General features: G+C 73.8%; 11 protein-coding genes. 7 read left to right on the top strand and 4 right to left on the bottom strand.

What is annotated here, in order from left to right; all coding sequences use genetic code 11:
- Positions 1 to 98 precede the first annotated feature (98 nt).
- On the bottom strand, positions 99 to 1,349 hold the full coding sequence (locus tag IF89_RS0123815) for a serine/threonine-protein kinase (protein ID WP_030771638.1): 1,251 nt from the start codon (positions 1,347 to 1,349) through the stop codon (positions 99 to 101).
- A 160-nt stretch (positions 1,350 to 1,509) separates the two neighbouring features.
- Positions 1,510 to 3,294 (bottom strand): serine/threonine-protein kinase, encoded by a 1,785-nt coding sequence (locus IF89_RS0123810; RefSeq protein ID WP_030771637.1) that lies wholly within the window; start codon positions 3,292 to 3,294, stop codon positions 1,510 to 1,512.
- A 435-nt stretch (positions 3,295 to 3,729) separates the two neighbouring features.
- Here IF89_RS0123810 and IF89_RS0123800 point away from each other — a divergent pair, with 435 nt between their 5' ends.
- The 5 genes from IF89_RS0123800 (at position 3,730) to IF89_RS0123780 (ending at position 12,913) form a co-directional block, all read left to right on the top strand.
- Positions 3,730 to 6,837: an FHA domain-containing protein gene (locus tag IF89_RS0123800; protein WP_030771634.1), complete on the top strand. Its 3,108-nt coding sequence runs from the start codon at positions 3,730 to 3,732 to the stop codon at positions 6,835 to 6,837.
- Between the two features lie 96 nt (positions 6,838 to 6,933).
- A complete protein-coding gene (locus tag IF89_RS0123795; protein ID WP_051807495.1) occupies positions 6,934 to 8,292 on the top strand; it encodes an ABC transporter substrate-binding protein in 1,359 nt (452 codons plus the stop codon).
- A 4-nt stretch (positions 8,293 to 8,296) separates the two neighbouring features.
- Positions 8,297 to 9,661 (top strand): carbohydrate ABC transporter permease, encoded by a 1,365-nt coding sequence (locus tag IF89_RS0123790; protein WP_107047343.1) that lies wholly within the window; start codon positions 8,297 to 8,299, stop codon positions 9,659 to 9,661.
- On the top strand, positions 9,658 to 10,524 hold the full coding sequence (locus IF89_RS0123785) for a carbohydrate ABC transporter permease (protein WP_030771627.1): 867 nt from the start codon (positions 9,658 to 9,660) through the stop codon (positions 10,522 to 10,524). Before IF89_RS0123790 ends, IF89_RS0123785 begins: the two co-directional genes overlap by 4 nt.
- A gap of 127 nt (positions 10,525 to 10,651) precedes the next feature.
- Positions 10,652 to 12,913 (top strand): bifunctional glycosyltransferase/CDP-glycerol:glycerophosphate glycerophosphotransferase, encoded by a 2,262-nt coding sequence (locus tag IF89_RS0123780; RefSeq protein WP_030771625.1) that lies wholly within the window; start codon positions 10,652 to 10,654, stop codon positions 12,911 to 12,913.
- Between the two features lie 16 nt (positions 12,914 to 12,929).
- Here the strand turns inward: IF89_RS0123780 and IF89_RS0123775 are convergent, their stop codons facing one another.
- The gene (locus tag IF89_RS0123775; protein WP_030771622.1) at positions 12,930 to 13,565 is read right to left on the bottom strand and encodes a TetR/AcrR family transcriptional regulator; all 636 of its coding nucleotides are present in this window, start codon (positions 13,563 to 13,565) and stop codon (positions 12,930 to 12,932) included.
- Between the two features lie 121 nt (positions 13,566 to 13,686).
- On the opposite strand from IF89_RS0123775, the gene IF89_RS0123770 reads away from it, so the two are divergent.
- Both IF89_RS0123770 and IF89_RS0123765 read left to right on the top strand, forming a co-directional pair.
- On the top strand, positions 13,687 to 14,607 hold the full coding sequence (locus IF89_RS0123770; RefSeq protein ID WP_030771619.1) for an ABC transporter permease: 921 nt from the start codon (positions 13,687 to 13,689) through the stop codon (positions 14,605 to 14,607).
- Positions 14,600 to 15,415, top strand: coding sequence for an ABC transporter ATP-binding protein (locus IF89_RS0123765; protein ID WP_030771615.1), 816 nt, complete (start codon positions 14,600 to 14,602; stop codon positions 15,413 to 15,415). Before IF89_RS0123770 ends, IF89_RS0123765 begins: the two co-directional genes overlap by 8 nt.
- Before the next feature lie 152 nt (positions 15,416 to 15,567).
- On the opposite strand, the gene IF89_RS0123760 is transcribed toward IF89_RS0123765, so the two are convergent.
- On the bottom strand, positions 15,568 to 20,517 hold the full coding sequence (locus tag IF89_RS0123760; protein WP_030771612.1) for an NAD-glutamate dehydrogenase: 4,950 nt from the start codon (positions 20,515 to 20,517) through the stop codon (positions 15,568 to 15,570).
- Positions 20,518 to 20,635 lie beyond the last annotated feature (118 nt).

Raw genomic sequence — 20,635 nt, 5'->3', positions numbered from 1 at the left:
GGGGCTTCCCGGGCTCCGCCCTGATCGTCCGGCCCGTCCGGCGGTCGAGGAACGGGGTTCGGGGGCGGAGCCCTCGAACCCCGGCGGCGCACCGACGGCTACGGGTGGCGGGTGCCCGACTGCTTGTTGTCCTGCCGGGGTTCCGGCTCGTCGCCCCCGGAGAGGGCCAGCCAGCTGCCCAGGCCGACCGCGGCCGCCAGGGCGACGGCGGCCGCGGACAAGGTCAGGCGCCGCTTGCGGGCGGCTTCGGCCCGGTGCCGGGCCGAGCCGGGCCGGTGGCCGCCGGCGGGCCTCGGTACGCGGGCCGTGCCCAGCGCCCCGCCGGCCAGCTCGTCCGGACCCGGCACCCGCATCGAGGTGTGGGTGTCCCGGTTGGAGTCGGTCGCCGACCCCGGCACCAGCGGCACCACGCCCCGCCGCCGCACCGGGTCGGCGGACTGTTCCTCCGCGGCTGCCGGCTCCGGCTCCGCGTCGTCCGGCTCGTCCACGTCCAGCGGCGGCATCCCGGCCAGCATCGGCAGCAGGTCCCGCAGCCGGACCGACAGCTCCGAGGCCCGCAGCCGTGAGGCCGGCGCCTTGGCCAGGCACTGCACCATCAGCTGCCACAGCTCGTCGGGGATCCCTGGCAGCGGTACGACCGTCTCCGTCACGTGCCTGCGCAGCACCGCGCCCGGGTGGCCGCCGCCGAAGGGGGTGAAGCCGGCCAGGAGCTCGTACAGGACGGTGGCCAGGGCGTATATGTCCACGGCCGCCCGCGGGGGCAGGCCCTCCACGATCTCCGGCGCCAGGTAGTCCGGGGTGCCGATGATGCGGGTCGTCGGGGCCGTGGCCCGGCCGGCGGCGGCCCGCCGCGGCGAGTCGATCAGCTTGGCGACGCCGAAGTCGGTCAACAGGGCGGGGTGCGAACCGCCCGGGCCGAGCGGGCCCTGCATGTCCAGCAGGACGTTCTCGGGTTTGACGTCCCGGTGGACGACGCCGGCCGCGTGCGCCGCGGCCAGCGCGTCGGCGACGTCCGCGACGATCGCGACGGCGGCCTCGGGGGCCAGCCGACGCTCGCGGTCCAGCCGCGTGCGCAGGTCGGTGCCGCGTACGAGGTCCATCACGAGGGCGAGGTCGTTGCCGTCCACGACGAGGTCGCGGACGGAGACGACGTGCGGGTGCTCCAGGCCGAGCAGGGCGCTGCGCTCCTGCACGAAGCGTCCGACCAGCTCCTGGTCGGACGCGAGGTCCTCGCGCAGCAGTTTGACGGCGACGGGCCCGTCAGGCCCCTCGCCCAGCCACACCGTGCCCGCGCTGCCGCGCCCCAGGATCTGGTGCGCGGTGTACCGGCTGCCGATTTTCCGTGCCACGACTGCTCCCTCAGTGGCTGGCGTACGCCCCAAAGCTACGCGGCCGCGGGGGCTTACGAGGCCGGCAGGGGGCCCGATTCGCGACGACCTTCACTTCTGCGGGCGAAATCACGCCCCGGATGTCGACAAATCCACGAAGTCGGCGCTACGCGGGCCTGCGTCAGGGCGCGGAGGAACCGGAGGAGCCCGCCGAGTCGCCGACGGAGGTGACCCAGTCGACGGCGTCGCTGCCCCAGGTCCACACCTGGTCCCACCAGCCGCGGCCGGTGCCGATCCACTCCTGGAGGGGGGTCAGCTCCCAGACGAGCCACCCGGCCACGAAGAACACCAGGATCAGCACCAGGCAGCCCTTGAGGCAGCCGAGGCCGGGGATCCGCACCGGGTTGGCGCTGCGGCGGCGCGGCTCGCGCGGCTCACGGGGAGCCGGGGGCTGCGGCGGGGCCTGCTGCGGCTGCTGGGGCTGCCGGTACTGCGGCTGCTGCTGCGGGGGCTGCTGGTACTGCTGCGGCTGGCGCTGCTGCGGCTGGTAGTGCTGCGGGGGCGGCGGCGCGTACTGCGGCGGCGGCTGCGGCCGGCGGTACTGGGGCTGCTGCGGCTGTTGCGACTGCTGGTACTGCTGCGGCGGTCCCTGCCGGTACTGCTGGGGCTGCTGGGGCCGGTGCTGCGGCGGCGGAGGCGCCTGGCGCTGCGGGCGGCGGCGCAGCGGGTCGTCCTCGGGGCCGAGGTACTGGACTTGCGTCTGCTCGTTGCGGTCGCGGGCGGCCCGCATCTGCGTCTGCCACGGGTGCGGGGCGTCCGGCTGCTGCACGGGCGGCATGACGGAGGTCGGGTCGGCGTCGGAGCCCGCGGTTTGCCCCTGACCTCCGGGCCGGGGAGACCCCATGGGCAGCACGGAGGTGGCGTCGGCGGCGCCGACCGGCGGCATGACGCTGGTCATGGCGTTCGGGTCATAGGCGCCCGACGGGGAGCCGGCGCCCGACGGCAGTACCTGGGTGGGGTCCGCGGCCCCGGGGGTCTCGGGCACGGGGGCCGGCGACGGGTCGGGGGCGAGGAGGGCGCCCACGCCGAGCGCGGCCTCCACCTCGGCGGACGTGGAGTGCACGCCGATGCCGGCGGCGACCACGCGCAGGCCGCGGGCCAGGTTCGCGGCGCTGGGGCGCTCGTTCGGCTCCTTGCGCAGGCAGCGTTCGATGACCGTCCACAGCGGCTCGGGCACGGTCGAGGGGCGCTGCGGCTCCTCGCTGAGGTGGCGGTGGAGCACTTCGAGGGCGGTTCCCCCGGCGAACGGCGGGCGGCCTGTGAGCAGCTCGTAGAGCAGGATGCCGGCGCCGTAGATGTCGACGGCGGAGGTCTGCGGGCGGCCCTCGGCGGACTCGGGTGCGACGTAGGCCGGAGTGCCCACGAACTCGTGCGTGCGGGTCAGGCCCGGGGAGTCGGCGAGGCGGGCGATGCCGAAGTCGGTGAGCATCGGCGTCATCCGGCCGCCGCGCTCGTCGAGCAGCACGTTGGCCGGCTTCAGGTCGCGGTGCACCACGCCGTCGGCGTGGCTGGAGGCGAGCGCGTCGGCGATCTGGGCGGTCAGCAGGCTGGCGGCGACCGGCGTGAAGGGGCCGTTCTCGCGCAGGTACCGGTGCAGGTCGGGGCCGTCGACCAGGTCCATGACGAGGGCGAGGAGGTCGCCCTCGACGACGAGGTCGCGGGTGCGCACGATGTTGGGGTGCGTCAGGCGCAGCAGGACCGAGCGCTCCCGCAGGAAGCGCATGACGATGTCGGCGTCCTGGGCCAGCTCCTCCTTGAGGACCTTGATGGCCACGGTTTCGCCGGGCTGCCCCGCGACGGCCGCCTCGGCGCCGGCGGTCTCCCTCTGGCGGGCACGCCAGACGGTGCCCGTGGCGCCGCGCCCGAGCGGCTCCTCGAGCAGGTATTTACTGCCGACTGGCCGCACGTCTCGCGCTCCCCTGCTGTCGTCTGCTGTGGTCGTCCGTCGAGTGGGTTTTCCGGCCCACTCTAGGGGGTGTCCCCCCGGAAGACGCCGGTCCGCCGAGGTTGGTTGCCGCACATATGTACGGAGGGTGACGTTTTCGGGGTATGCCGGAGGCGATTTTCCCGTACTTTCCCCCAGTCGGTGTCCGGATCCGGCCGGACCCCGGCCCGGCCCGCGACAGATCAAGATCATTCTTTGCCGGGTGCCGGGCGTGTTGGCCGCGACAGGTGCGAGGATGCACCCGTACGGAACGGCACGGGACGGGAGCCCCGCCTTCCGGGCAGACCTGACCGGACGACGCGTCCGTGCCGGGCGGGGGGCGAGCGGACAGCCGTGTCACGGGACCCCTGCCGGGCGCACACACCGCGCACCGCGCAGAAGGGACCGCTGACGGCGATGCAGATCCGGCTGACCGTCCTCGGGTCGCGCGGCGGCCACCCGGCCGCCACCGCCCCCGCGAGCTGTGACGTGCTCGTCACCGCGCCCGCCGGCACCGCGCTGGCCGCGGTCGCCTCCGGACTCGCGGCCACCGTCGGCGGCCCCGACACGGGCGGCACGGTGGTGCTCTACGCCGGATCGGAACGCCTGGACCTGCAGCGCCGGGTACTGGGCGAGCCGCCGCTCGTGGACGGTGCCGTGCTGGCGCTGAACGCCCCACTGCCGGACGTACTCCCCGAGGACGGCCTCGGCGCACCCCAGCTGCACGTCGTGGCCGGGCCGGATGCCGGCGGGGTGCACCTGCTGCACGACGGGCGGATCAGGATCGGCCGGTCCGGCGACGCCGACGTCCCGCTGGACGACCCGGACGTGTCGCGGATGCACTGCGCCGTGACCGTAATCCACGAGGGGCGGGTGGCCGTCGCCGACCTGGGCTCCACCAACGGCACCACCCTCGACGGCGCCCCGGTCGGCGACCAGCCGGTCGCCCTGCCCGCGGGGGCCCTGCTGCGGGTCGGCGAGTCCACCCTGCGGCTGGCGCCCGCGCACCCGCCGGTACTGCCGGTGGTCCCGGACCAGGAGGGCCACCTGGCCCTTCCCGCGCCCGCAGCAGCCGCAGCGCCGGTGGCACCGGCCGTGCCCGGTGCGCCCGTCCCGCCCGGCTCCGGCGCCCCCGGCCCCGCGGGCGCCTTCGGCGTCGGCCCGGGCACGGCGGCGGGCGCCCGCGGCCCGGCCGGCAGCGGCACCGGTCCGTACGGCGGCGGGCCGGCCCCGCACCTGCCGTCCGCCGACCCCGCTGCCGCCCCGGCCGCCGAGCCGTACGGGCCGGCCGGAGCGGCCGCCCCGGGCGTCACCGGCTTCCCCGGTGCCTCCGGCCCGGCCGGCCCGGAGGCGGGCGCCCCGCCCGGATCCGGCCGCCGCCGGGGCGGCCTCGGCGCGTGGGCCCGCAAGTGGGTGCGCGGCGAGGACGTCGAACAGGCCGCGCCGGAGGCCGTCACCACCGCCGCCGCACCCCACCCCGACGACCCGGCCGCGCTGCTGCTGGCCGCGATCGGGCCGACCGGCCGCCTGTGGTCCCGTACGTCCCCGCGGGCCGACCGGGCCGCGCTGCTGGAGATCGGGCTGGGCGCGGGGAGCCGGGTGTCGCTGCCCGCCGTCGGCGCCCTGGGCCTCGCCGGCCCGCGGGCCCGGCTGTCGGGGGCCGCCCGGTGGGTGGTGGCGCAGCTCGCGGGGCTGCACGCGCCCGGGCAGCTGGAGATCGTGCTCGTGTGCGCCGACCGGGCCCGGCCGCTCGCCGACCGGCGGCGCGACTGGGGCTGGCTGGGCTGGCTGCCCCACGTGCGGCCCGGGCACGGCCAGGACTGCCGGCTGCTCCTCGCGTACGACCGCGACCAGGCCACCGCCCGTACGGCGGAGCTGACCCGGCGCCTCGACGACGGCCCGCTCGGCGCGCACTGGGCGAGCGCGTCCGCCGAACAGGTCCGCGAGGCCGCGGAAGCCCACCCGGGCCCCTACACGCTCCTGGTCCTCGACGGCGACCCGGGGACCGGTGCGCTGCGCGACCTCACCGGCCGGCTCGCCTCGCACGGCCCGGCCGCCGGGATCCACGTCCTGGCCCTGGCCGAGGCCCCGGCCGCCACCCCCGCCTCCCCGGTCGCCGAGACGTACGAGGCGGCTTGCGCAGCCACCCCCGCCTTCCGGGACTGCGGTGCGGTCGCCCTGCTCAGCGGGGACGTGGCCACGGCCGTACGCACCTTCGCGGTCCGCGGTGGCCGGCCGGTCCCGACCGGCGGCACCGCCGTGTCCGACGCCGTCTCCGCCGCCTGGGCGGAGCGGTTCGCCCGGGCCCTGGCTCCGCTGCGGCCCACCGACGGCGGCGCCGGGGGGACGAGCCGTCCCACGGCCGCCGCACTGCCCGCAACGGCACGGCTGCTGGACGAGCTCGGGCTGGCCCGGGCCACCCCGGCGTCCCTGATGGCCCGTTGGGCGGCCGCCACCGACCAGGGGCAGGGCCGGGGCGGCCTGGCGGAGGTCGTGCTGGGCGCCGGACGGCGCGGTCCCGTCGGCACGGAACTGGTCCACGACGGCCCGCACCTGATCGTGGAGGGGCCCGCGGGCAGCGGCCGGACCGAGCTGCTGCGCTCGGTGGCCGCGTCGCTGGCCGCGGGCGCCCGCCCGGACCGGCTCGGGCTGGTCCTCCTCGACGGCGCCGGCGGGGAGCGCGGGGAGGGGCTGCTGCCCTGCACCGAGCTCCCGCACGTCTCCGCCCACCTGGTCGCCTCGGATCCGCTGCGCATGCGGGAGTTCGCGCAGGCACTGGGCGCGGAGCTCAAGCGGCGCGCCGAGCTGCTGGACGGCGTCCCCTTCGCCGAGTGGCACGCGCAGCGCGAGGTGTCCGGCCGGATGGTCGCGCCCCGCCGGCCCGCCCCGGGCGAGGTCCGCGGCGACGGCCCGGCAGGCGGCCCGCCGGGCCACGACGAGCCCGTACGGACGGGGACACTGCGCCTGCGCGCCGCGGCCACCCGTACCGATCCGGTCGGGCCGAGCCCGCTGCCCCGCCTGGTGGTGCTGGTGGACGACCTCGACGCCTTGGTGGCGCCCGGCCTGGGCAGTGCGGGCCGCCCCGCGGCCGGCTCGGTGGTGCGGGCGCTGGAGGCGGTGGCCCGGGACGGCGCCCGGCTCGGCGTGCACCTGGTGGCGAGCACCTCCCGCCCGGACCGCACGGCCGACACGGGCCCGGCCCGGTTGGCGGCCCTGCGGGTGGAGCTGGAGGCCCCGGACCAGCCGGGTCCCGGCCGCGGCGTGCTGCGTTTCGCGGACGGCCGTACGGTGCCGTTCCAGGCGGGCCGGGTGACCGGGCGGATCCCGCGGACGGCGACCCTGCGGCCGACGGTGGTTCCGGTGGAATGGGAGCGGATGGGTGATCCGCCGGCCCGCCGCCCCGTGCGCGAACTCGGCAACGGCCCGACCGACCTCGCGCTGCTGGCCAGCGCCCTGGACCGGGCCGCGCACCTGGTCTCGGCGATACCGGTGCTGTTCCCGCCGGCACCCCAGGACGCCCGCTGAGGCCCTGCCCGTCCCGGTGACGCGGTATTGCGGCTCCGCGCGCGTCGGCGTAGACCTTGTGGTCCGGGACACACCACGGGTATCGGGGGCAGAGCCATGCGCAAGCACGGAACGGGCCGTACGTATCTGCAGTGGGCGGCGCTGGCCGCCGCGGGCGCGCTGGCGCTCACCGCGTGCGGCGGCGACGGCGGCGGGCCGGCGTCGCCACCGCAGGGCGGCACGGCCGCGCCCGGGGTGGAGTTACCGCGGCTGGACGGGGAGAAGCTCCAGGTCGCGGCGGTCTGGACGGGCCCCGAGCAGGAGAACTTCACCAAGGTCCTCAGGGAGTTCGAGAAGCGGACGGGAGCGACCGTCACCTTCGTCCCGGCGCAGGACCCGATCGTCACGTTCCTCGGCACGAAGATCGCCGGGGGCGCCCCGCCGGACGTCGCGCTGCTGCCGCAGGTGGGCGCGCTCGTCTCGGCCGTGCAGAACAAGTGGGCGCAGCCGGTGGGCCCCGAGGCGCAGGCGCAGCTCGACAAGAACTACTCGGCGGGCTGGAAGTCGCTGGGCGCGGTCGGCGGCACCCAGTACGGCGTCTACTACAAGGCCGCCAACAAGTCGCTGATCTGGTACAACGCGAAGGCGTTCGAGGCGGCCGGAGTGAAGCCGCCCACGACCTGGAAGGAACTGATCGCCGCGGCGGACACCCTGTCGGCGTCGGGCACGCCTGCGGTCTCGGTCGCGGGCGCGGACGGCTGGACCCTCACGGACTGGTTCGAGAACGTCTACCTCTCCCAGTCGGGTCCGGAGAAGTACGACCGGTTGGCCAAGCACGAGATCAAGTGGACGGACGACAGCGTCAAGCAGGCCCTGACCACGCTCGCCGAGCTGTTCGGACGCAAGGACTTCCTGGCGGGCGGTACGAGCGGCGCGCTGGCCACCGAGTTCCCCAAGTCGGTGACGCAGACCTTCACCGGCGGCGACCGGCCGGCGGCCGCGATGGTCTTCGAGGGTGACTTCGTGGCGGTGAACATCGCGCAGACGCAGGCGAAGATCGGCGAGGACGCGCTGGTCTTCCCCTTCCCGGCGGTCGGCGCGAAGGCGCCCGTGGTGTCCGGCGGTGACGTGGCCGTCGCGCTGAAGCCCTCCAAGGGCGCGCAGGCGCTGCTGACCTTCCTGGCGTCGGCGGACGCACCGCAGATCCAGGCCCGCGAGGGCGGCTTCCTCTCGCCGAACAAGTCGGTCGACCCGGCGTCCTACCCGAACGACATCCAGCGGGGCATCGCCAAGGCCCTGATCGCGGCGGGCGACGACTTCCGCTTCGACATGTCCGACCAGGCCCCGGCGGCCTTCGGCGGGACCCCTGGTGCGGGTGAGTGGAAGGCGCTGCAGGACTTCCTGGCGAACCCGTCGGACGTGGCGGGCACCCAGGCGAAACTGGAGGCGGACGCGGCCAAGGCCTACGGGAATTGATCCCGTGACGGCCCCCGCCGCGCACGGCCGCTCCCCCGCGCCCGGACCCTCCCGCGCACACGGCGCCGCACCCGGTCCGTCCGCCGAGGCACGGCGCCGCCGTCTGGTGGCTGCCGCGTTCCTGCTGCCGGCGCTCGTCCTGCTCGGCGCGCTCGTCGTGCATCCGATCGGCTACTCGGTCTACCGCAGCTTCTTCGACCGCTCCGGCGAGGTGTTCGTCGGCGGCGGCAACTACCGGGAGATCCTCACCGACGACGGCATCCGCACCGCCCTGCAGAACACGGCGGTGTGGGTGGTGCTGGCCCCGGCCACCGCCACGGCGCTCGGGCTGATCTTCGCGGTGCTCACCGAACGGGTGCGCTGGGGAACGGCGTTCAAGCTGCTGGTGTTCATGCCGATGGCGATCTCGATGCTGGCGGCCGGCATCATCTTCCGGCTCGTCTACGACCACGACCCCGACCGGGGCGTCGCCAACGCGGTCTGGGTCGGCGTCCACGACACCTTCGCGCCGTCCTCGGCCTTCCCCAAGGCCCGGCCGGGCCGCGACTCCCCGCTGGCGGACGCGGGCGGCGGCGCCTTCACGACCCGCGAGCCGGTCCGCGCGGGCAGCCCGGTGCTGCTCCCGCTGGTCGGGGTGGCCCCGCAGGCCCTGCCGGAGGGGACCCGCCCGGCGGGCGCCGCGCAGGCCGTGCCGGGGAAGGTCACCGGCACCGTCTGGCAGGACTTCACCCGCGGCGGAGGCGGCACCACGAACGTGGTCGACCCGAGCGAACAGGGCTTCGCCGGGATGCGGATCGAGGCGGTCAGGGACGGCCGGGTGGTCGACACGGCGACGGCCCGCGCCGACGGCACCTTCACCCTGTCCGCGAAGGCCGACGGGGCGCTGCTGCGGCTGCCGGCGGCCAACTTCCGGGAGGCCTACGGCGGGGTGGAGTGGCTCGGCCCGGCGCTCGTCACCCCCGCGGTGATCGGGGCGTACGTGTGGATGTGGGCCGGTTTCGCGATGGTGCTGATCGGGGCCGGGCTGGCGGCCGTACCGCGCGAGCTGCTGGAGGCGGCGCGGGTGGACGGGGCGAACGAGTGGCAGGTGTTCCGGCGGATCACCGTCCCGCTGCTGGCGCCCCTGCTGGTGGTCGTGCTCGTCACCCTCGTCATCAACGTCATGAAGATCTTCGACCTGGTCTTCGTGATCGCGCCGGGCGCGGTCCAGGACGACGCGAACGTGCTCGCGCTCCAGCTCTACCGGACTTCCTTCGGCACCGACGCCGATCCGGGTCTGGGCAGCGCCATCGCCGTACTGCTGCTGGTGCTGGTGGTTCCGGTGATGCTCGTGAACATCCGCCGCCTGCGGAAGGAGGGGGCCCGATGAGCCGTTCCGGCGCGAGGACGTGGGCCGGGCGCGCCGCCGGCGGCCTGGCCGGCGGGGCCGTGCGCGTCTTCCTCGTCGCCGCGGCGCTCTTCTGGCTGCTGCCCACCCTGGGGCTGCTGCTGTCCTCCCTCTTCTCCCCGACCGACCTGAACGACGGCGGCTGGTGGCAGGTGTTCACCGCTCCCTCGCGGCTGACCGCCGACAACTACGAGCGGTTGCTGGCCAACGACGCGATCACCGGCTCGATCCTGAACACGTTCGCGATCGCGCTACCGGCGACGCTTCTGGTGCTGGCCCTGGGCGCGTTCGCCGGCTACGCCTTCGCCTGGCTGGAGTTCCCCGGCCGGGACTGGCTGTTCCTCGTCGTCGTCGGACTGCTCGTCGTGCCTGTGCAGGTGGCTCTGATCCCGGTGTCGGAACTCTTCGGGACCATCGGCCTGTTCGAGACCACGGCGGGCGTGGTGCTCTTCCACACCGCCTTCGGGCTGCCCTTCGCCGTGTTCCTGCTGCGCAACTTCTTCGCCGAGATCCCGCGCGAGCTGCTGGAGGCGGCACGCCTGGACGGGGCGGGTGAACTGCGGCTGTTCACGCGGGTGGTGCTGCCGCTGGGCGGCCCGGCGATCGCCTCGCTGGGCATCTTCCAGTTCCTGTGGGTGTGGAACGACATGCTCGTGGCGCTGGTCTTCGCCGACTCGGCCGATCCTCCGATCACGGTCGCGCTCCAGCAGCAGGTACGGCAGTTCGGGAACAACATCGACGTGCTCGCGCCCGGCGCGTTCCTGTCGATGGTGGTCCCCCTCGTCGTGTTCTTCGCGTTCCAGCGGCAGTTCGTGACGGGGGTGATGGCCGGAGCGGTGAAGTGACCGCATCGACCGCGCGGCCGGCGTGGGGTGTCGAGGCGGTGTGACCCGAATGCCACACACGGCGTAACCCGATCGCCACGCCGGGGGTTCCTGGGCGAAAATGCCCGCGCCGACCCCTGGATGTGCCGTGCCCCGGTTCAGCGTCATCGTGCCCGCGTACAAGGTCCAGGCCTATCTCGGGGACAGTCTGGACTCGGTCCTGACGCAGTCCTACCCGGACCTGGAACTGATCGCCGTCGACGACGCCTCCCCCGACGCCTGCGGTGCGATCATCGACGAGTACGCGGCCCGCGACCCCCGCGTGACCGCGGTGCACCTGGCGCACCACCTCGGGCCGGGCCCGGCGCGCAACGCCGGCCTGGCCCGGGCCACCGGCGACTACCTGGTCTTCCTCGACGGCGACGACACGCTCGCACCCGGCGCCCTGCAGGCCATCACCGACCGGCTGAAGGACACCGGCTCCCCCGACGTGCTGGTCTACGACTACGCGCGCGCCCACTGGTCCGGGGAGCTCGTGCGCAACCGGCTCGCGCACCGGCTCTCCGAGGACGGCCCGGCCAGTTTCCGCCTGGCCGACCGGCCGGCCCTCCTCGCCATGCCGATGGTGGTGTGGAACAAGGCGTACCGCCGCGAATACGTGGAGCGCGAGGGCCTCGCCTTCCCGCCCGGCCTGTACGAGGACACCCCCTGGACCTACCCCGCGCTGCTGGCCGCGGAGTCGGTGGCGGTCCTGGACCGGGTGTGCGTGCACTACCGCCAACGGCGCACGGGGTCGATCCTGACCACCCGCACCACCCGCCACCTGGAGATCTTCGACCAGTACGACCGGGTGTTCGGCTACCTCGCCGGCCGGCCCGAACTGGAGCGCTGGCGCTCGACCGTGCACCGCCGGATGGCCGAGCACTTCTGCACCGTCTACGCCGACAGGCACCGCCTCCCGCGCGCCGGGCGGGCCGAGTTCTTCGCCCGGGCCTCCGCCCTGCTGCGCCGCTACCGCGCCCCGGGCGGCCGGAGTTCGCTGCCGCTGTCCCTGTCGCGGACCGACCGGATCCGGCACGCCCTGATGCGGCTGGGCGCCCGGCGCTGCTACCGGCTGCTGTCGGTGCTGCGCGCGGCGGGGTCGGCACTGGGCCGGGCCGGGTGGGCGCTGGGCCGGGGCCTGCGGGAGGCGGCGCTGCGGCTGCACTACCGGGTCCAGCGGCTGCTGCCGCTGCGCCCGGAGCTCGCGGTCTTCTCGGCGTACTGGCACGGCGGCTACGCCTGCAATCCGGCGGCGATCGAGGCCAAGCTGCGGGAACTGGCGCCGCGCATGCGGACGGTGTGGATCTGCGACCCGGCGCACGCCGCGACCCTGCCCCGCGAGACGGTGGCGCTGCGGCCCGGCTCGGCGGCGTACTTCAGTGCCCTGGCGCGGGCCGCATACCTGGTCACGAACGTCAACGTCGACCGGGCGCTGGTCAAGCGGCGCGGCCAGGTCCTCCTCCAGACGCAGCACGGCACCCCGCTCAAGCGGGTCGGCCTGGACCTTCGGGACCGCCCGGCGGCGAACCCGACCACGGACTTCGCCGGCCTGCTGCGCGGCGCCGACCAGTGGGACTACCTGCTGTCCGCCAACCGGCACTCCACGCTGGTCTGGGAGAGGGCGGTCCCGGCCTCGTACACGACCCTCGAATACGGCTCTCCGCGCAATGACGTCTTCCACCGGGCGACCCGGACGGACGTGCTGGAGCTGCGCGAGCGGCTGGGGATCCCGGCGGGCTCGACGGCGATCCTGTACGCCCCCACCCACCGCGACTACCGCCGCAGCCGGCCGGACCACCTGGACTTCGAGCGGCTCCTGCGGGACCTGGGCCCCCGCTTCACGGTGCTGGTCCGCACGCACCTGATGTACGCGGACGCCGACCGCACCTGGGAGCCGCATCCGCGGCTGGTGGACGTCTCCTCGTACCCGTCGGTGGAGGAGCTGTGCCTCGCCTCCGACGCGCTGGTCACGGACTACTCGTCCCTGATGTTCGACTACGCGGTGCTGGACCGGCCGATCGTGATCCACGCCGACGACTGGGAGGCGTACGAGGCGGCCCGCGGCACCTACTTCGACCTGCGGTCGTGCCCGCCGGGCGCGATCGCCCGCACCCAGGACGAACTGGTGGACATCTTCACCACGGGGCACTGGCAGGGCTCCCGCTCCGCGCAGCTCCGCTCCGCCTTCCGGGCCCGCTTCTGCTCGTACGACGACGGCCACGCGGCGGAACGGGTGGTCCGCCGGGTCTTCCTGGGCCAGGCGACCCCCACTCCGGCGGTCGTCCCCCTCGCGGACCGCCGCCCGACCCCGCCGGCCCCGACCCCGGCGTACGCACCGCAACCGAGCCTGGCGCCCGTCCGGCCGTAGGCGGGCCGCCGGGCCGTCAGGCGGTCGCGGACGCCGACTTCAGGCCCGCCACCACCTGGTGGGCCAGGGTGTCCAGGTGGGCGGACGTCACTGCGTCGCGGACGACCACCTGGCGCCAGTACAGCGGGCCGATCAGCAGGTCCAACGCGTGGTCGGCGCTGAGGTGCGCGGGGAGTTCGCCGCGCGCGACCGCGTCGGAGACGATGCCCTGCGCCATGCGGTGCTGGCCGTCCAGGAGGGCGCCGCGGACCGCGTCGGCGATCTCGGGGTTGCGGGAGGCCTCGACCAGCAGGTCGGGGATGACCGCCGAGGCCACCGGGTGCCGCAGCACGTGGGACATGACCTCCAGCAGGGCGCGCACGTCGCCGTACAGCGTGCCGGTCGCCGGGACCGGCAGGCCGTCCACCGCGAAGGCCCCGACCAGGTCGAGCACCAGGTGCAGCTTGGACTTCCAGCGCCGGTACACGGCGGTCTTGCCGACTCCGGCCCGCCGCGCGATGCCCTCGATGGACATCCGGGAGAACCCCACCGCGGCCAGCTCCGCCAGGACCGCCTCGCGGATCGCCTCCGTGACGTCCTCGCGCAGAACGGCGGCACCGGCAGGGGCGCGGCGGGCGGAGGCGGCGGAAGGGGCGGCGGGATTCGTGGTCATGCACCGAGCATAGCCGCGACCCGTGACGACGATACGGTTGCGTTCCATCGCCCATGGACCTAACCTCGCCGTAGCGACGATACGGACCCGTCCCGACCTCCGTCGAAAGCGAAGCGAACCAGTGACCACCGCGACCGCCTCACCTCCCGCACCCGCGCCGGCTCCCCCCACCTCCGCGGAGCTCGCGCAGCTGGCCGCCGCCCACGGCCTCACGCTCAGCGGCGCGCGCCCGCCCCTGCCCCGCTACATCGCCCGGCTCTGGCAGCGCCGCCACTTCGTCTCCGCCCACGCGACCGCCCGCATGCAGGCCACGTACAGCACGACGCGCCTCGGCCACGTCTGGCACCTGGCGACCCCGCTGCTCAACGCGGGCGTCTACTACGTCATCTTCGGGATCGTGCTGAAGGCCAGTCACGGCGTGCCCGACTACGTCCCCTTCCTGATCACCGGCATCTTCGTCTGGGACTTCATCAGCAGCTCCGTCAACGCCGGCACCCGCGCCGTCCACGGCAACCTCGGCCTGGTCCGCGCCCTGCACTTCCCCCGTGCGAGCCTGCCCCTCTCCACCGTCGTACAGCTCTTCCAGCAGCTCCTCATCTCCATGGCCGCCCTGGTGGTCCTGCTGCTCGCCTTCGGCCAGCGGCCCGGCCCGGCCTGGCTCCTGGCCCTGCCGGCGCTCCTGCTGACGGCCGTCTTCGCCGCCGGCTGCGCCATGGTCATGGCCCGCATCGGCAGCAAGAGCCCCGACGTCAGCCAGCTGATGCCGTTCGTCCTGCGGACGTGGATGTACGCCTCGGGCGTGATGTGGTCCATCGACACGGTGCTCAGCACGGACCACCTGCCGCACTGGGTCCTGGTGGCCCTCAAGGCCAACCCGCCGGCCGTCTACATCGACCTGATGCGCTGCGCGCTGATCGACAGCTTCCCCGTGCACGCGCTGCCGCACCACGTGTGGCTGCTGGCCGTCGGCTGGGCGCTCCTCGCGGGAGTCGGCGGATTCATCTACTTCTGGAAGGCGGAGGAGGCGTACGGACGTGGCTGACGCGACCGAGGCCGGTACGGCCGGGACCGACACCCGGGTACCCACCGTGATCGTGGACGGGGTCCACGTCACCTACCGAGTCGTCCACGGCTCCGCCGCCCGCAGGGGCGGCGCCGCGGCCGCACTCGGCCGGATCTTCTCGCGCGGGAGCGCCTCCGGCCCGCGCGAGGTGCACGCGGTCAAGGGCGTCTCCTTCACCGCCCACAGGGGCGAGGCCATCGGCCTGATCGGCTCCAACGGCTCGGGCAAGTCCACCCTGCTCAAAGCCATCGCAGGCCTCCAACCGGTGGCCCGGGGACGGATCTACTCGCACGGGCAGCCCTCCCTGCTGGGCGTCAACGCCGCCCTGATGAACGACCTCACCGGGGAACGCAACGTCGTCCTCGGCGGCCTCGCCATGGGCATGTCCCGCCGGCAGATCCGCGACCGCTACGCGGGCATCGTCGACTTCTCCGGCATCAACGAGAAGGGCGACTTCATCTCCCTGCCGATGCGGACGTACTCCTCCGGCATGGGCGCCCGCCTGCGCTTCTCCATCGCCGCCGCCAAGGACCACGACGTCCTGATGATCGACGAGGCGCTGGCCACGGGCGACGCGGCCTTCCAGCGGCGCAGCCAGGCCCGCATCGAGGAACTCCGCGAGCACGCCGGAACCGTCTTCCTGGTCAGCCACGCCATCAACACCGTCCGCGAGACCTGCGACCGGGCGATCTGGCTGGACTCGGGCGTCCTGCGCATGGACGGCCCGGCGGCCGAGGTCTGCACCGCCTACGAAGCCTCCACCCACTCCGCGCCCACCGACGCCTGAGGCGCCTCATTCGGCCCCGCCGGCGTTCGAGGCGCGGGGGTTCCGGGGCAGCGCCTCCGGCAACGGCGCCGCACCCGCGGCACACGGAACGGACCGGGGCCCGGGAACCACAAGGGTCCCGGGCCCCGGCCCGTTCCGCTACATCGAGAGCATCAGCTGTGCGTGCGCAGCAGACTCCGCATCGTCCGCATCGCCACCGACAGGTTCGCCAGGTCGAAGGCGTCCGAGCCCCGGATCTCCTCCAGGGTCGTCCGGGCCCGCCCGATGATCGCCGCGTTCTTCTCCTCCCACGCCGTGAAGCGCTCCTCGGGAGTCGAGGCACCGTTGCCCACCGACAGCACGTCCGCCGTCAGCGCCGCGTGCGCCGCGAACAGGTCCTCGCGGATGGACGCGCGGGCCATGGACTGCCAGCGGTCGGCCCGCGGCAGCTCGATGATGCGGTCCATCAGCTGCGTGATGTGCAGACGGTCGGCGAGGTCGTAGTACACCTCGGCGACGTCCAGCGCTTCCACGCCCGTCCGGTCCGCGATCGCGACGATGTCCAGCGTCGGGAAGGCCGACGAGAACCCGGCGACCTTCGCCGCCAGTTCCTCCGGCACGCCCTCGCCGGTCAGCTCGTCCATGACCAGCTGGTACCACTCCAGGTCCGCACCGCGCACCAGCTTCGGCAGCTCGGCCCACACCCCGGCGACCCGCTCCCCGAAGAAGGCGATGGTCTCGGTGATCTGGAGCGGCTGCGGCCGGTTGTTGAGCAGCCAGCGGGTGCCGCGCTCGACCAGGCGCCGCGAGTGCAGCCGCACCCGGGTCTGCACGTCCGCGGCCACCTTGTTGTCGAGCGCCTCCACCGCGTCCCACACATCGGCCAGGCCGAAGATCTCGCGGGCCGCGAGCTGCGCCCGGACGATCTCCTCCGTGGAGGCCCCGGTCTCCTCGCGCAGGCGGTGCAGGAAGGTCGAACCACCAGTGTTGACGGTGTCGTTGACCAGGATCGTCGTGATGATCTCGCGGCGCAGCGCGTGCGCGTCGATCTGCTCGGCGAACTTCTCGCCGAGGGCCGCCGGGAAGTACGCGAAGAGCAGGCGCCGCAGGTAGGGGTCGTCCGGCAGCCCGGTCGCGATGAGCTCGTCCGCCGTCGTGATCTTCGTGTACGCGAACAGCACGGCCAGCTCGGGCTGGGTCAGCCCCTTGCCGTTGTTCAGCAGCTCGCGGATCTGGCGGTCGGTGGGCAGGAACTCCAGCTCGCGGTTGAGCAGTCCGGCACCCTCCAGGCGGCGCATGAAGCGCTGCTGGGCGTGCAGCAGGCTGGGGGCCTGCGCCGAGCCGTTGGCCAGCGCGGTGTTCTGCGCGTAGTTGTTGCGCAGCACCAGGCGGCCGACCTCGTCGGTCATCTGCGCGAGCAGCTTGTTGCGCTGCTTGACGGTCATGTCGCCGTCGGCGACCACCGCGTTGAGCAGGATCTTGATGTTCACCTCGTGGTCGGAGGTGTCCACGCCCGCGCTGTTGTCGATGGCGTCGGTGTTGACCTTGCCGCCCTCGCCGCCGGCGCCGCTGCGGGCGAACTCGATGCGGCCGAGCTGGGTCAGGCCCAGGTTGCCGCCCTCGCCGATGACCCGCGCCCGCACGTCGCAGCCGTTGACGCGGATGGCGTCGTTGGCCTTGTCGCCGACGTCGGCGTGCGTCTCGGAGGTCGCCTTGACGTACGTACCGATGCCGCCGTTCCACACCAGGTCCACGGGGGCCTTGAGGATCGCCTGCATCAGCTCGGCCGGGGTCATCTTGGTGACGCCGGCCTCGATGCCGAGGGCCGCGCGCATCTGCGCGGTGACCGGGACGGCCTTGGCCGAACGCGGGTGGATGCCGCCGCCCGCCGAGATCAGCGAGGGGTCGTAGTCCGCCCACGAGGAGCGCGGCAGCTCGAACAGGCGCCGCCGCTCGGCGTACGAGGTCGCCGCGTCCGGGGTCGGGTCGATGAAGATGTGCCGGTGGTCGAAGGCGGCCACCAGGCGGATGTGCTCGGAGAGCAGCATGCCGTTGCCGAAGACGTCGCCCGACATGTCGCCGACGCCGACGACGGTGAAGTCCTGGGTCTGGGTGTCGTGCCCGAGCTCGCGGAAGTGCCGCTTGACGGACTCCCACGCGCCACGGGCGGTGATGCCCATGCCCTTGTGGTCGTAGCCCGCCGAGCCGCCGGACGCGAAGGCGTCGCCGAGCCAGAAGCCGTAGGCCTCCGCCACACCGTTGGCGATGTCGGAGAAGGTCGCGGTGCCCTTGTCCGCGGCGACGACGAGGTAGGTGTCGTCCTCGTCGTGGCGGACCACGCTCCGCGGCGGCACGACCTCGCCGGCGACCATGTTGTCGGTGATGTCGAGCAGCGCCGAGATGAAGATCTTGTACGAGGCGATGCCCTCGGCGAGCCAGGCGTCGCGGTCCACCGACGGGTCGGGGAGGTTCTTCGCGACGAAGCCGCCCTTGGCGCCGACCGGCACGATGACGGTGTTCTTGACCATCTGCGCCTTGACCAGGCCGAGGATCTCCGTACGGAAGTCCTCGCGGCGGTCGGACCAGCGCAGGCCGCCTCGGGCGACCTTGCCGAAGCGCAGGTGGACGCCCTCGACGCGCGGGGAGTACACCCAGATCTCGTACGCCGGGCGCGGCGCCGGCAGGTCCGGGATGGCCTGCGGGTCGAACTTCATCGACACGTAGGCGTGCTGCTCGCCCTTCGAGTCGAGCTGGAAGAAGTTCGTGCGCAGGGTGGCCTTGATGAGGGTGAGGAAGGCCCGCAGGATGCGGTCCTCGTCGAGCGAGGCGACCTGGTCCAGCGCCCCGTCGAGCTCCTCCAGCATGGCGTCCACGAGCTCGCTGCCGGCGGCCTGGCGGACGGGCGACATCCGGGCCTCGAAGAGCGAGACCAGCAGCCGGGTGGTGTGGACGTTGTTGCGGAGGGTGTCCTCCATGTAGTCCTGGCTGAAGGTGGATCCGGCCTGGCGCAGGTACTTGGCGTACGCGCGCAGGACGACGGCCTGCCGCCAGGTCAGGCCGGCGCTGAGCACGAGCGCGTTGAAGTTGTCGTTCTCGGCCTGGCCGTTCCAGACGGCCGCGAAGGCGTCCTGGAAGCGCTCGCGCGCGTCGTCGCCGAGGTCGCCCGCCGTCAGCCGCAGACCGAAGTCGTAGATCCACGCGTTCGTGCGGTCGGCGCAGCGCAGCTCGTACGGGCGCTCGTCGGTCACCTCGACGCCGAGGCGCTGGAGGACCGGCAGGACGGCGGACAGGGAGACCTGCTCACCGGCACGGTAGATCTTGAATCGGCGCTCGCCGGGGCCCGCGCCGACGGGCTCGTACAGCGACAGCGCGAAGTCCTTGTCGCTGCCGCGCAGCTTCTCCAGGTGCACGAGGTCGGCGACGGCGGCGCGCGGCGAGTGATCGGCCTTGTAGCCCTCGGAGAAGGCGGTGCCGTAGCGGCGCAGCAGCTCCGCCGCGCGCTCCTCGCCGAGTTCGGCGTTGAGCGCCTGGTCGAAGCCGTCGGCCCAGGAGCGGGCGGCCTCGACGAGGCGGCCCTCGATGCGCTCGACGTCGCCGTCGGTCAGCACGGGCAGCTCGGTGCCCTGCGGGACGCGGACGACGAAGTGGATGCGGGAGAGGATCGACTCGGTGTTCCAGGCGGTGAAGTCGACGCTGATGCCGCCGAGCTCCTCGCGCAGGATGTCCATCAGGCGCAGCCGCACGCCGGTGGTGAAGCGGTCGCGGGGCAGGTAGACCAGCGCGGAGTAGTAGCGCCCGTACTCGTCCTGGCGCAGGTACAGCCGCAGCCGGCGGCGTTCCTGGAGGTAGAGGACCGAGGTGACGATGGACTGGAGCTGGTCGACCGGGGTCTGGAACAGCTCGTCGCGCGGGTAGGTCTCCAGGATCTGCGTCAGGTCGCGGCCGTCGTGGCTGGACGGCGAGAAGCCGGCCCGTTCCAGGACCTCGGCGACCTTGCGGCGGATGACCGGCACGCGGCGCACCGACTCGGTGTACGCGGCGGAGGAGAACAGGCCGAGGAAGCGGCGCTCGCCGATCACGTTGCCGTCGGCGTCGAACTTCTTGACGCCCACGTAGTCGAGGTACGAGGGGCGGTGCACGGTGGAGCGGCTGTTGGCCTTGGTCAGCACCAGCAGGCGGTGCTCGCGGGCCTTGGCGCGGGCGTCGGCCGGCAGCCGGTTGAAGGACGGCGAGACCGGGTGGCCGTCGTCCTTGCCGCTGTGGTGCGGGTCGGAGCGCAGGATGCCGAGGCCGGTACCGGGGACGGCGGCGAGGGAGTCGCCGTCGACGAGGTTGTACTCGCGGTAGCCGAGGAAGGTGAAGTGGTCGTCGGCGAGCCAGCGCAGCAGCTCACGGGCCTCTTCGAGCTCGTACTCGCGCAGGTCGGGGGCGGTGGGCTCGTCGGGCAGGCCGTCGGCGATGCGCAGCGCGGCGTCGCGCATCTTCTCCCAGTCCTCGACGGACTCGCGGACGTCGGACAGGACGCGCAGCAGGTCGGCGGTGATCTGCTTGAGGTCGGCGCGGTCGGTCTCGCGGTCGATCTCGACGTGGATCCACGACTCGACGAGGGAGTCGTGGGGGCGCGCGGTGCGGGGGCCGTGCGCGTCGCAGTCGGGACCGAGGATCTCGATCAGCTTGCCGGTGACGTCACGGCGCACGACGACCTGCGGGTGGATCACGACGTGGATGCCGCGGCCCTGGCGGGACAGCTCGTTCGTGACGGAGTCCACGAGGAAGGGCATGTCGTCGGTGACGACCTCGACGACGGAGTGGCTGGAGGTCCAGCCGTTCTCCTCCACCGTGGGGGTGTGCACGCGGACGTTCGCAGTGCCCTGCGGCCGGTTCTCCGCCAGTCGGTAGTGGGAGAGCCCGGCTCCGAACACGTCGACCGGGTCCCGGTCCGTGAGGTCCTCGGGCGCGGTGTGCAGGTAGTAGCGCTGGAGGTAGGAGAGGACCGCCGTCCGGTCCGGACGCTCTCCCTGCTCGGACCCAGTCGGAAGTAGCCCCCCGGCCGGGCTGTTCTCAGCTACCCGGGCCGCCCGTGCGAGCAGCTCGGCCTTTGCTTCGTCCAGCTTGGTCTGCATGTCCTCTGGCTCCTGTCGCGCGCCATTGCGTGACGTAGGTGAAGGAAGGAATGACATAGCGCCGCGAGGCGGGGTGTCCGTTCGGGATCGACGCTATGCCGTCGAGAAGGCCGACCGG

The organism is Streptomyces sp. NRRL F-2664, from assembly GCF_000719345.1.
GTDB lineage: Bacteria > Actinomycetota > Actinomycetes > Streptomycetales > Streptomycetaceae > Streptomyces.
This window is presented reverse-complemented; position numbering and strand designations above follow the sequence as displayed.

What these genes read in the sequence shown, in the direction of transcription:
- IF89_RS0123800 (WP_030771634.1), top strand. Translation starts at nt 3,730, where the DNA reads ATGCAGATCCGGCTGACCGTCCTCGGGTCGCGCGGCGGCCACCCGGCC.
- IF89_RS0123795 (WP_051807495.1), top strand. Translation starts at nt 6,934, where the DNA reads ATGCGCAAGCACGGAACGGGCCGTACGTATCTGCAGTGGGCGGCGCTG.
- IF89_RS0123785 (WP_030771627.1), top strand. Translation starts at nt 9,658, where the DNA reads ATGAGCCGTTCCGGCGCGAGGACGTGGGCCGGGCGCGCCGCCGGCGGC.
- IF89_RS0123775 (WP_030771622.1), bottom strand. Translation starts at nt 13,565, where the DNA reads ATGACCACGAATCCCGCCGCCCCTTCCGCCGCCTCCGCCCGCCGCGCC.
- IF89_RS0123760 (WP_030771612.1), bottom strand. Translation starts at nt 20,517, where the DNA reads ATGCAGACCAAGCTGGACGAAGCAAAGGCCGAGCTGCTCGCACGGGCG.